The sequence below is a fragment of the Leucobacter alluvii genome (assembly GCF_039530485.1).
GTDB lineage: Bacteria > Actinomycetota > Actinomycetes > Actinomycetales > Microbacteriaceae > Leucobacter > Leucobacter alluvii.
In genome coordinates, this window is record NZ_BAAAOP010000012.1 from 212,944 (window position 1) to 225,082 (window position 12,139).

Sequence of the window (12,139 nt, forward strand, 5' to 3'; positions counted from 1 at the left end):
GGCCCTTACTCATAGCTTGAGTGGGTGATCAGGCGCCCTTGCCCTGCGCGGCGACGGCTGCCGCTCCGGCTGCAGCGGCTTCCGGGTCGAGGTAGCGTCCGGCGCCGTTCGGCGTCCCATCCGCGTTGATGTCGTAGACGAGCGGCATACCCGTCGGGATGTTCACCCCGGCGATGTCGGTGTCCGAGATCCCGTCGAGGTGCTTCACGAGTGCGCGGAGTGAATTGCCGTGCGCGGTGACGAGCACCGTCTTGCCGGCATTCAGGTCGGGCAGAATGCTCTGCTCCCAGTAGGGCAGCATGCGATCGATCACGTCGGCGAGGCACTCGGTCCTCGGTCGCTCACCGTCGATGTCGGCATAGCGCGGATCGTCGGCCTGCGACCACTCGCTCGCGTCGTCGAGCGCGGGGGGCGGGGTGTCGAACGAACGCCGCCACTCCATGAACTGCTCCTCGCCGTACTTCTCCAGCGTCTCAGCCTTGTCGAGGCCCTGCAGGGCGCCGTAATGCCGCTCGTTGAGACGCCACGAACGACGAACCGGGACCCAGAGCCGATCGGCGCTGTCGAGTGCGAGGTGAGCGGTCTGAATCGCGCGGCTCAGCAGCGAGGTGTGCAGCACATCGGGGAGCAGACCTGCCTCGGCGAGCAGCTCGCCTCCGCGCTTCGCCTCGGCGCGCCCCTGGTCGGTGAGCCGCACATCGACCCAGCCGGTGAACAGGTTCTTCTGGTTCCACTCGCTCTGCCCGTGACGGAGCAGGATCAACGTATTCGTCATGCTCACCAGTCTATGGGGAGACCACCGCTCCCCGCCGCGCGGCTCATAGACGTTTCAACCGCGGCACCGAGCGTGCAGCGCCGGCGCTCGACGGAACGATGACCTCCTGCGTTGCGGCGATCGGGTCGCCCGGCGCGGCCTGCGGGTCGGCGCCCTCCGGGCCGCCGCGGACTTCGAGTGCGACGTCTTCGGCGACGGATCGCTTGAGGAGTGCGAGAGCGATGCCGCCCCACTCGTGGTGCAGCGCGGCGCGCGTGACGCGGCCGACCGGCCGTGCCCCCGGCTCCGTGGCTGAACCCGGCCCGGCGAACACGAGCGCTCCGGCCACCGGCAGCTCACCGCCGGTGCCGTCGAGGTGGAGCAGCGCGAGACGACGGGGCGGATGCCCCAGGTTGTGCACTTTCGCCACGGTCTCCTGACCGCGGTAGCAGCCCTTCGTGAGGTGGACGGCGGTGCGCAACCAATCGAGCTCGTGCGGAATCGTGCGTTCATCGACGTCTCCCGCCTGCGAGGGTCGCCACGCTCGCACCTCGAGCGCATCGAGTGCGAGCACGCCCGCTGCGCGCACGGCACCGCGGGTCACGAGGTCGACCACGGATGCGAGGCGTTCGCGTTCGAAGACGAAGTGGGTGGCCGACCAGTGCGCACCCGCGTGCTCCGCATCGTCCCGGGCGTACTGCACGCCTCCGCGTGCCACCGCGGACCAGGGGTCTCGCCACTCGGCCGCAGGTCCGAGGCTGTGCAGGGCGTCGCGTGCGTCGCCCTCGAAGGCGAGCACCGTCGCGTACTTCTCGCTGCGGTCCTCCACCTCGACGCGCAATGCGAAGCGCATTCGCGTGAGGAACGCAGCAAGGGGGGCCGCTGAGCCGGCGTCGACCAGCAGCCACGTCCGCTCACCGTCATCGACGACGCGCACGGCGCGCTCGATTCGCCCGTTCGGGTCGAGCAGAAGCGTCTCGGTGCTCTCGCCCGGTCGGAGCGCGAGCAGATGCTGACTCGTCATGGAGTGCAGCCAACTCAGTCGATCCGCCCCCGATACGACGACGATGCCGTGATGCGAGAGGTCGACGATTGCGCCTCCCGCTTCCAGCGCTCGCTGCTCGAGCAGCGGCTCGCCGTAGTGCGACGCCACGCCCTCGTCCGATGCAACGCGCCCCGGCAGCTCGGAGAACGGCGTCACGTCGACTCCGCGCCCCTCGGCGTCACTCTCGAGAACGCTCAGCGCTGTCCCTTGAAGAGCTTGTAGATGACCGTGCCCGACACCCAGGCGATCGCGAGTGAGGCCAGGCCGAGCAGGCCGAGGTAGAAGAGTTCGAGCGCGAGAAGCATGACGACAGTCTACATCGCCTGCGCGACTTCTCAGTTAGAGGACGAGTCCGACCACGTCGATGATCGCGATGATGACCACCGAACCCGCCACGCTGAACGAGACGCGCGTGATGAACCCTTCGCGCTGCGCGGTGCCGAGCTGCAGTGCGAACGTCACGAGCGCTGAGACTCCCACCGCGAGCACGAGCCACGAGAAGCGTTCTTCTGGCGCGGTGAGCAGGGTGACGAGCGTGCCCATGACGGCCGCCGCCGCCCACGCGAGGATCAGCCGCGGTACGTGCCAGGAGTGCGCATCGGGCATCTCCGCGGTCTCGGGGGGCATCTCGGTCATTGCGCCATTCTTCCACACGCCGCGAAACAGCCCGGCGAGCTCGAAACACTCGCGAAACGGGGGCGAAACAGGCCGCACAGTACTATTTGGTGCAGGCCACGAGACGAGGAAGGACGGGTAGATGCAACTCCTCTGCCTCTCAGATCGCGATCCGGCTGATTCACTCCCCGGGCTCGACCTCCTCCCGCACGATGTGCGCACCTCGCCGCTCTCCCTCCGAGTTCCGGAGACCATGGCGGATCGATTCGATGCCGTGCTCATCGACGGCACGCTCGACGCCCGCCGTGCACGCAGCGCGTGCCTCAGCATGGTCGATGGGAGCGAGACGCCGCGCGTGGTCATCCTCCCCGAGGTGGCGCTCACGGCGCTGACCCCGGATTGGGGCGTGCAGGAACTGCTCCTGCCGACCGCGAGCCCCGTCGAGATCGAGCTCCGGCTGCGACTGCTCGAGCGCCCCAGGGCTGCCGCGCAGCCGGCCGCCGTGCACGCCGCCGGAGTCGTCATCGACGAATCGAACTTCACCGCTCGGCTCTTCGGCCGTCCGCTCGACCTCACCTACAAGGAGTTCGAGTTGCTGCACTTCCTCGCGGGCAACCCCGGTCGCGTGTTCACGCGCGAGCAGCTGCTGAGCGAGGTGTGGGGCACCGACTACTTCGGCGGCACGCGCACCGTCGACGTGCACGTGCGACGTCTCCGTGCGAAGCTGGGCGAACACGAGGGTCTGATCAGTACGGTGCGCGGGGTCGGCTACGGCTTCGCACGGGCCCGTATCGAGGAGGAAGAGACGGAATGACGCATCTCGAGTCGTACGCCGCAACCCGCCCGTCCGACTTCGAGCTCGCCCGGCGCATCATCGCCGCGGCGCATGAGCACGATGGAGCGTCGCCCGTCTCCGATCAGGCACTGCTCGCAGCGGCGCAGGGCGAGCGATCGCTGCTCCTGTTCCGGGGCGATGCGAACGCGGATCCCGTGGCCGTCGGCGTCGTCGGCCAGGGCGAGGTCGATCTCGTCGTGCTCCCGGAGGCGCGTGGGAACGGAGTCGGCACTGCAGCCCTCGCCGAACTGCTGCAGCGCGTCGACACCGAGGCGCTCGCGTGGGCGCACGGCGAGAATCCGGCGGCCGAGGCCCTCCTGCGCCGCGCCGGCTTCACCCCGGTGCGCTCGCTCTATCGCATGGCCCTCGATCCCGCGCTGCTCCCGCAGCCCGGTTCGGACGCGGTCGCACTCGACCTGCCAGACGGGTTCGAGCTGCGCCCATTCGACCCCGAGCGACCCGACGACGCCGGCAGGTGGGTGCGGGCGAACGCCGCAGCCTTCGCGACGCACCCCGAGCAGGGGCGCGTCACCGAATCGGACTTCGCCTTGATGCGGGCCGAAGAGTGGTTCGACCCGGAAGATCTGCTGCTCCTCATCGACGGCACCGGCGAGGCCGCGGGATCGACGTGGATCAAGACGCTCCGTGATCCCGAGGTCGAGACGGAGCTCTACGCCGTCGGAGTGCGCCCGGAGTCCGCGGGGCAGGGACTCGGGGGCCTGCTCCTCGACGCGACACTCGCTCGCATGGCGCAGCACCGGCCGCAGCGGGTCTCGCTGTACGTCGACGGCGACAACGATCGCGCCGTGCGCATGTACGAACGCGCGGGGTTCACCATCGATTCACGCAGTCGCCAGTGGAGAACGGCCTCACCGGCCTCCCCTGGTGCCACAATGGATCCATGAACGACGAACCGCGCGACCCCTCCGATGTCCGGGTCGAACTCCCAGCAGACCGGTACATCGACCGCGAGCTGAGCTGGCTCGACTTCAACCAGCGCGTGCTCGAGCTCGCAGAGGACCCGTCGACGCCGGTGCTCGAGCGGGCGAACTTCCTCGCGATCTTCGCCGCGAACCTGGACGAGTTCTTCATGGTGCGCGTCGCCGGCCTGCGACGGCGCATCATCACCGGCCTCGCGGTTCCGACGAACGTGGGACGCGCTCCGACCGACGTGCTCGCGAACATCAACCGACGCGCCTACGAGTTGCAGTTGCGGCACGCCGAGTGCTTCCGCGGTCACGTGCAGCCCGCGCTCGCCGAGTCCGGAATCAACATCGTCGACTGGGATGAGCTCGATGACGCGGATCGCGAGATCCTCACCGACTACTACGAGCAGCGGATCTACCCCGTGCTCATGCCGCTCGCCGTCGACCCGGCGCACCCATTCCCCTACATCTCCGGCCGCGCCCTCAACCTGTCGATCCGGGTGCGCAACCCGAACACCGACAAGATCGAGTTCGCGCGCCTCAAGGTGCCGCAGATGATCCCGCGCTACGTCCGCGTCGACGGTCGAGAGAGCGTCGACAACGTGCGCTTCATCCCGCTCGAAGAGCTCATCGCGAATCAGCTGGGCGGCCTCTTCCCCGGCATGGAGGTCATCGACCACCACGTCTTCCGCGTGACGCGCAATGAAGATGTCGAGATCGAAGAGGACGAGACCGAGAATCTGATTCAGGCGCTCGAGAAGGAGCTGCTGCGCCGCCGCTTCGGCCCACCCATCCGCCTGGAGATCTCGGATGACATGGATGAGGCGACGCTCGAACTGCTCGTGCGCGAATTCGACATCGACGAGCAGCAGGTCTACACCCTTCCGGCACCGCTCGATCTCAGCGGCCTGTTCGCCCTCACGCGGGTGGCGCGGCCCGACCTGAAGTTCAAGCCGCACATCCCGGTCACCCACCCCCAGTTCCGCGTCGGAGCTCCGAGCGACAAGCTCGACACGTTCGCCGCCATCGCTCGGCGCGAGGTGCTCGTGCACCACCCCTACGAGTCGTTCGCCACGAGTGTGCAGGCGTTCGTCGAACAGGCCGCGACCGATCCCGATGTGCTCGCCATCAAGCAGACGCTGTATCGCACCTCCGGCGACAGCCCCATCGTGGCGTCGCTCATCAAGGCCGCGGAAGCCGGCAAGCAGGTGCTCGCGCTCGTCGAGGTGAAGGCGCGGTTCGACGAAGAGGCGAACATCACGTGGGCCCGCAAGCTCGAGCAGGCCGGGGTGCACGTCGTATACGGGCTCGTCGGATTGAAGACGCACTGCAAGCTCGTCCACGTGATCCGCGAAGAAGGCGGTCGCCTCGCGCACTACTGTCATATCGGGACCGGCAACTACAATCCGAAGACCAGTCGCATCTACGAGGACTTCGGGCTGTTCACATCGTCCCCCGAGGTGGGACGCGACGTCACGAAGCTCTTCAACGTACTGTCCGGTTACGCCATCGAGACGGACTACGACCGCCTCCTCGTCGCCCCGCTGCAGCTGCGCAGCGGACTCCTCGAACGCATCGAGCGCGAGGCGGAGCATGCACGCGCCGGCCGCCCGAGCGGCATTCGACTCAAAGGCAACTCGATGGTCGACGAGACCATCATCGACGCGCTCTACCGCGCGAGCCAGGCCGGTGTGCCCATCGACGTGTGGATGCGCGGCATCTGCTCGATCCGCGCCGAAGTGCCGGGCCTCTCCGAGACGATTCGCGTCCGGTCCGTGCTGGGCCGCTACCTCGAGCACTCGCGCATCTACTCGTTCGAGAACGGCGGAGAGCGCGAAGTGTTCATCGGCAGCGCCGACCTCATGCACCGCAACCTCGACCGTCGCATCGAGGTGCTCGTCCGCCTCGATGAGCGCGAACACCTCGAGCGCATCTCCCGCTTCTTCGACTTCGCCTTCAGCGACGACGTCTCGTCGTGGCGCATGCTGCCGGATGGCAGCTGGCATCGGAGCGTGACGAACGAGGCCGGCGAAGTGCTCCCCGATCTGCAGGATCTGGTCATGGAGGATCGCACCGAGGCGCGCCGTGCGCGGAGATCGCGGTGACGGAGGAGGTCTTCGCCGCCGGAACCGTCTGCTGGACCCGCGATGCCCGCGCTGACGGGAGCGAGCAGGTGCTCGTGCTCGTCATCCACCGACCGAAACGACGAGACATCTCGTTTCCGAAGGGCAAGCTCGAACCAGGCGAGAGCCTGCCGCAGGCCGCGGTGCGCGAGACTCGCGAGGAGACCGGGCTGAAGGTGCGGCTCGATCAGCATCTCGGCACGATCCGCTACGACCTCAGCGGCAACCGTCGGAAGACGGTGCAGTACTGGGCCGTCCAGGTCCCGAGGAAGCGTGCGCTCGAAGCCGCGTTTCAGCCGAACGGCGAGGTCGATGCGATCGAGTGGGTGCCCATCGACGAGGTGCGCGGGCGGCTCACCTATTCCGCCGATCAAGAGCTCTTCGACGTCTTCCTGAAACTGGCCGAGCACGATCACCTCGACAGCTTCTCCGTGACGCTGCTGCGCCACGGGAAAGCACTTCCGCGCGCTCAGAGCGGTGAGCCAGACCATCTCCGCCCGTTGACCGACTTCGGGAAGGCTCAAGCCGCCGCCCTGGTGCCGATCCTCGATGCATTCGGACCGCGGCGCATCTACACGTCGACGGCTGTGCGATGCGTGGAGACCGTCAGACCGTTCGCCGAGCGTCGGCGCAAACCGGCGCGGCTCACCGACGCGATCAGCCAGGACTCGTGGGATGCGGGCGAACTCGCGGGGCTGCGCGAACTGATCGCCGCGATCGTCAGCCGCGGCAAGAACGTGCTGCTCTGCAGCCACCGACCCGTGCTGCCGGATCTCGCTCGCGAGCTCGCACTCGCCACCGGAGGTCGCATCGGCGCCTATCTGGAAGAAGCAACCACGCTGCCGACCGCCGGGTTCTCCGTATTCCATCTGTCGCGGCGGCACCCCGAGGCGGGCATCCTCTCCGTTGAGACGTACCCGCTGAAGCACTGACCCCGAAGCCTCGGGATGGCCGGAAGGGCCCCGCGGAGCAGGTGCAGCCGTCCGCCGGCTGCGGATGCCGGCGGCGTGAGTTCACCTGTTGTTCACCCTCTGGCAGACCCCGCGTCACGCAGGATGCTTAGCGTGGTGCTGTGGTCGTTTGAGGCCATCACCTCACATCCGTTTCCAGATTGGATCAATCTCAAGTGAAGCTCTCCGCATTCGCCAAGATCGCCGCTATCGGCGGTATTGCTGCACTCACGCTGACCTCCTGTGCCGCCAACGAAGGCGGCAGCGCCTCCGGAAGCGATGACTCGGCTGCAACCTCGAGCCTCTCCGGCGAACTCGTCGGCGCCGGCGCCTCGTCGCAGGGCTCGGCCCAGGAAGTCTGGGTCGCCGGCTTCCAGACCGCGAACCCCGACGTCACGGTGAACTACGAGCCCTCCGGCTCGGGCGCCGGCCGCGAGACCTTCCAGCAGGGCGCGAGCGCCTTCGCGGGCTCCGACCGTGCGTTCAAGGCCGAAGAGATCTCGGCGGGCCCCTTCGACGGTTGCGCCACCGGCGACATCGTCGAGTTCCCCGCCTACATCTCCCCGATCGCAGTGATCTTCAACGTCGAGGGCGTCGATTCGCTGAAGCTCGACGCACCGACCGTTGCGAAGATCTTCTCCGGCGCCATCACCAGCTGGAACGACCCGGCCATCGCCGACCAGAACCCCGACGTCGAGCTGCCCGAGGGCAACATCACCGCCGTGCACCGCTCCGACGACTCCGGCACCACGGGCAACTTCACCGAGTACCTCGCGGCAGCAGCGGCCGATGACTGGACCGCCGGTTCCATCGAGACCTGGCCGACCGAGTTCGGCGGCGAAGGCGCGCAGGGCACCTCGGGCGTCGTCAGCGCGGTGAAGAACGGCAGCGGCACCATCGGTTACGCCGACGCTTCGCAGGCCGGCGACCTCGGCACCGTCGACATCAAGGTCGGCGAGGATTACGTGCCGTACTCCCCCGAGGCCGCCGCAGCCATCGTCGACGCTTCGTCGCTCGAGGAGGGCCGCACCGAAGGCGACCTCGCCATCACGCTCGATCGCACCTCGACCGAGGACGGCGTCTACCCGATCGTGCTCGTGAGCTACCTCATCGGGTGCGCCGAGTACGAGGATGCGGCGAACGCCGAGCTCGTGAAGTCGTACTTCAGCTACATCGTGAGCGAAGAAGGCCAGTCGGCGGCTCAGGAATCGGCCGGCAACGCGCCGATCTCCGAAGACCTCCGCGGCCAGGTGCAGACCGCGATCGACTCGATCAGCTGATCTCCGAGGTGGGAGGGGCGCGGACGTGTCGCGCCCCTCCCACCTCCGATCGCCGCCAGGTGATCCCCCCAGCAGTTCCCTCCCAGACCTCGGAGACTCAGTGACCGTCACTTCCGCCCCCGCCAAGCCGGTGCTCAGCATCGGCGACCGCGTCTTCTCGCGCTCCGCGGTCTTCGCGGGCAGCATGATCCTCGTCACCCTCGCTGCCGTCGCGATCTTCCTCATCGTGCAGAGCGTCCCCGCCTTCGTCGCCACCGATGAAAGCGCGTCGCTGCTCACCAGCAACTTCTGGTCGTACGTCGGTCCGCTCGTCTTCGGTACGGTCTGGGCCGCTGCTCTCGCCCTCCTGATCGCGCTCCCGCTGGCGATCGGCATCGCCCTCTTCATCTCCCACTACGCGCCTCGCCAGCTCGCGCAGGTACTCGGCTACATCGTGGATCTGCTCGCGGCAGTGCCGAGCGTCGTATTCGGCCTGTGGGGCATCGGCGTGCTCGCGCCCGCGGCACGCCCGATCTTCGAGTGGCTCAACACGTACCTCGGGTGGATCCCGTTCTTCAGCGGCACGGTCAGCGGCACCGGTCGCACCATCCTGACGGCCGCGCTCGTGCTCGCCGTGATGATCCTCCCGATCATGACGGCGATCTGCCGCGAGATCTTCCTGCAGGCGCCCGTGCTGCACGAGGAGGCCGCGCTGGCGCTCGGCGCGACCCGCTGGGAGATGATCCGCATGGCGGTGCTCCCCTTCGGTCGCCCCGGCATCATCTCTGCCGCCATGCTCGGCCTCGGGCGAGCGCTCGGTGAGACGATGGCCGTCGCGATGGTGCTCTCGGCCACCGGTCTCGTCTCGTTCCGGCTGCTCACCTCCGAGAACCCCTCGACGATCGCGGCGAACATCGCCCTCTCGTTCCCGGAGGCCTACGGGGAGAACATCAACGTGCTCATCGCCACCGGCCTCATCCTGTTCATCGTCACCTTCCTGGTGAACGCGCTCGCTCGCTGGATCGTGAGCCGCCGCGCCGAGTTCTCGGCGGCCAACTGATGCTCCAGCAGACCGAACCGAAACAAGAGGGGACCACTTCCGTGGCCATCACCGTCCGCCCCGTCCGCGCAGGTTCTTCGCTCGCCGGCAACCGGTTGTCGCGCTCGACGCCGTGGTTCGTGCTCGTCGGCTGCCTCGCCGCAGCGTTCGCACTCTTCGGCCTTCTCGCCGCGTCTTCCGGCAGCGAGTTCTCGATCGTGGGCGCGGTGCTCATCGGTGCGATCGCCTACGTGCTCGTGATCACGATCATGTCGGCCGCCGTCGAGGGCAGTCGCCAGGCCATGGACCGCTTCATCACGGCCATCGTCTCCGGAGCGTTCCTGCTCGCCATGGTGCCGCTGGTCTCGGTCGCGATCACCGTGGTCTCGAACGGCCTCGCACGCTTCGACGCCGAGTTCTTCAACTCCTCCATGCGCAACGTCACGGGCGAGGGCGGCGGTGCGCTCCACGCCATGATCGGCACGCTGCTGATCACGCTCGCGGCCTCGGTCATCTCGGTGCCGCTCGGCCTCATGACGTCGATCTACCTCGTCGAGTACGGACGCGGGCGGGTGGCGAAGACCATCACCTTCCTCGTCGACGTCATGACGGGCATCCCCTCGATCGTCGCCGGCCTGTTCGCCTACGCGGTCTTCGCGCTCTTCCTCGGCCCCGGCGTGCGCATGGGCATCGTCGGCGCGGTAGCCCTCTCAGTGCTGATGATCCCGGTCGTCGTCCGTTCGAGCGAGGAGATGCTCCGCCTCGTTCCCAATGAGCTGCGAGAAGCCTCGTACGCCCTGGGGGTGCCGAAGTGGCGCACCATCACCAAGGTCGTCCTGCCCACCTCCATCGCGGGCATCACCACCGGCATCATGCTCTCCATCGCTCGCGTCATTGGCGAGACGGCGCCGCTGCTCATCACCGCCGGGTTCACCGCCTCGATGAACTACGACCTCTTCTCGGACCGCATGCAGTCGCTGCCCGTGTACGTGTACACGCAGTTCATGAACCAGGGCAACCCGGCCGAAGCCTTCATCGACCGCGCCTGGGCCGCAGCGCTCGCGCTGATCCTCATCGTCATGGCGCTCAACCTGCTCGGCCGTCTCATCGCCCGCTGGTTCGCCCCTAAGACCGGCCGCTGAGCCGCTCCCCTTTCCGCAGACTCCGAACGAAAGAATCACCATGTCGAAGCGCATCGAGGTCAAAGACCTCAACGTCTACTACTCGAAGTTCCTGGCGGTCGAGGATGTCTCGATCAACATCGAACCCCGCAGCGTCACCGCGTTCATCGGCCCCTCGGGTTGCGGCAAGTCGACCTTCCTGCGCACGCTCAACCGCATGCACGAGGTCATCCCCGGCGCGCGCGTCGAAGGCGAAGTCCTGCTCGACGGAGAGGACCTCTACGGCACCGGCGTCGACCCCGTGCTCGTGCGTCGCCAGGTGGGCATGGTGTTCCAGCGCCCCAATCCCTTCCCCACCATGTCGATCCGCGACAACGTGCTCGCCGGCGTGCGCCTCAACGACCGCCGCATGTCGAAGGGCGACTCCGATGCGCTCGTCGAGAAGTCGCTGGTCGGCGCGAACCTCTGGAACGAGGTGAAGGATCGCCTCGACAAGCCGGGCTCAGGGCTCTCGGGCGGGCAGCAGCAGCGACTCTGCATCGCACGCGCCATCGCCGTCGAACCCGAGGTGCTCCTCATGGACGAGCCCTGCTCGGCGCTCGACCCGATCTCGACCCTCGCCATCGAGGATCTCATCGATCAGCTCAAGCAGGAGTACACGATCGTCATCGTGACCCACAACATGCAGCAGGCCTCCCGCGTCTCCGACCGCACCGCGTTCTTCAACATCGCGGGCACGGGCAAGCCGGGCAAGCTCATCGAGTACGACGACACCTCGACGATCTTCTCCACGCCGTCCGTCCAGGCGACCGAGGATTACGTCTCGGGCCGCTTCGGGTAACTCGCCCGAGGGGCAGCAGCCCCGGTGCGCGCCGGTGTTCGGCGCGCACCGGGGCTGCTGCGTTGGGGTCAGTCCTCGTCGCGGTTCGGCATCTCATCCGCGTGAGGCATGCGGTCGCGATCGTAGGTGATCTCCGTGTACCCGTGCGGCACCGGCACGCCTTCTGGGCCGATGTTGACGAACACGATGCGCTCGATCGACAGGATCGTCTTGCGCGTGATCATATTTCGCACCACGGCGCGCATCGTGAGCGAGGTCCTGCCGAATTCGGTCGCGACCAGTCCCATCTCGATGAGGTCGCCCTCGCGCGCCGACGCCTCGAAGTTGATCTCCGAGATCAGCTTCGTCACGACGTGCGGGTTGCCGAGCTGAATGATGGCGTAGATCGCCGCCTCTTCATCGATCCAACGCAGTAGGCTCCCCCCGAAGAGCGAACCGTTCGCGTTCATGTCTTCCGGCCGCACCCACTTGCGCGTGGAGAAGTTGATGCCGTCTGCGTGCGCGTACTGAGATCTCATGCACCCGAGCTTAGAACGCGCGCATTTCGAGCAGGAGAACAGCGATGTTTCGGGATCGAGAACGCGAGCGCTTCAGGCCGCCCTCGCCAGGGCATGAAAAGACCGAGCCGCAG

At 67.4% G+C, this 12,139-nt stretch carries 12 protein-coding genes; 8 read left to right on the forward strand and 4 right to left on the reverse strand.

Translation table 11 applies throughout. The features are described 5' to 3' along the window. Nucleotides 1-28: 28 nt before the first annotated feature. The 3 genes from ABFX18_RS12245 to ABFX18_RS12255 all read right to left on the reverse strand — a co-directional run bounded on the left by ABFX18_RS12245 (nt 29) and on the right by ABFX18_RS12255 (nt 2,435). Complete coding sequence (locus tag ABFX18_RS12245; RefSeq protein ID WP_234037098.1) at nt 29-775, reverse strand: phosphoglyceromutase; 747 nt, start codon at nt 773-775, stop codon at nt 29-31. A 43-nt stretch (nt 776-818) separates the two neighbouring features. Next, nucleotides 819-1,955 (reverse strand): CAF17-like 4Fe-4S cluster assembly/insertion protein YgfZ, encoded by a 1,137-nt coding sequence (gene ygfZ / locus ABFX18_RS12250; protein ID WP_346058464.1) that lies wholly within the window; start codon nt 1,953-1,955, stop codon nt 819-821. Nucleotides 1,956-2,138: 183 nt separating this feature from the next. Next, nucleotides 2,139-2,435: a hypothetical protein gene (locus tag ABFX18_RS12255; protein ID WP_090146952.1), complete on the reverse strand. Its 297-nt coding sequence runs from the start codon at nt 2,433-2,435 to the stop codon at nt 2,139-2,141. 121 nt (nt 2,436-2,556) lie between these two features. Between ABFX18_RS12255 and ABFX18_RS12260 the strand changes: the two genes are divergently transcribed. From ABFX18_RS12260 to pstB, 8 genes are all read left to right on the forward strand, one after another. Next, nucleotides 2,557-3,228 (forward strand): winged helix-turn-helix domain-containing protein, encoded by a 672-nt coding sequence (locus ABFX18_RS12260; protein ID WP_090146950.1) that lies wholly within the window; start codon nt 2,557-2,559, stop codon nt 3,226-3,228. After that, complete coding sequence (gene mshD / locus ABFX18_RS12265) at nt 3,225-4,154, forward strand: mycothiol synthase (protein ID WP_346058465.1); 930 nt, start codon at nt 3,225-3,227, stop codon at nt 4,152-4,154. Before ABFX18_RS12260 ends, mshD begins: the two co-directional genes overlap by 4 nt. Beyond that, entirely contained in the window at nt 4,151-6,280 is a 2,130-nt protein-coding gene (locus ABFX18_RS12270; protein ID WP_090146946.1) for an RNA degradosome polyphosphate kinase, read from the forward strand. The genes mshD and ABFX18_RS12270 overlap by 4 nt, the downstream gene beginning before the upstream one ends. Continuing rightward, nucleotides 6,277-7,230: an NUDIX hydrolase gene (locus ABFX18_RS12275; RefSeq protein WP_346058466.1), complete on the forward strand. Its 954-nt coding sequence runs from the start codon at nt 6,277-6,279 to the stop codon at nt 7,228-7,230. Before ABFX18_RS12270 ends, ABFX18_RS12275 begins: the two co-directional genes overlap by 4 nt. Nucleotides 7,231-7,424: 194 nt before the next feature. Beyond that, the gene (gene pstS / locus ABFX18_RS12280; protein ID WP_090146941.1) at nt 7,425-8,528 is read left to right on the forward strand and encodes a phosphate ABC transporter substrate-binding protein PstS; all 1,104 of its coding nucleotides are present in this window, start codon (nt 7,425-7,427) and stop codon (nt 8,526-8,528) included. A gap of 100 nt (nt 8,529-8,628) precedes the next feature. Beyond that, complete coding sequence (gene pstC / locus ABFX18_RS12285; RefSeq protein ID WP_090146939.1) at nt 8,629-9,567, forward strand: phosphate ABC transporter permease subunit PstC; 939 nt, start codon at nt 8,629-8,631, stop codon at nt 9,565-9,567. Beyond that, nucleotides 9,567-10,688: a phosphate ABC transporter permease PstA gene (gene pstA, locus ABFX18_RS12290; protein WP_090146937.1), complete on the forward strand. Its 1,122-nt coding sequence runs from the start codon at nt 9,567-9,569 to the stop codon at nt 10,686-10,688. The genes pstC and pstA overlap by 1 nt, the downstream gene beginning before the upstream one ends. Nucleotides 10,689-10,728: 40 nt before the next feature. Then, the gene (gene pstB / locus ABFX18_RS12295) at nt 10,729-11,508 is read left to right on the forward strand and encodes a phosphate ABC transporter ATP-binding protein PstB (protein WP_346058467.1); all 780 of its coding nucleotides are present in this window, start codon (nt 10,729-10,731) and stop codon (nt 11,506-11,508) included. 68 nt (nt 11,509-11,576) lie between these two features. Here pstB and ABFX18_RS12300 read toward each other — a convergent pair whose 3' ends face one another. Further along, entirely contained in the window at nt 11,577-12,026 is a 450-nt protein-coding gene (locus ABFX18_RS12300; protein WP_090146932.1) for an acyl-CoA thioesterase, read from the reverse strand. Between the last annotated feature and the right edge of the window lie 113 nt (nt 12,027-12,139).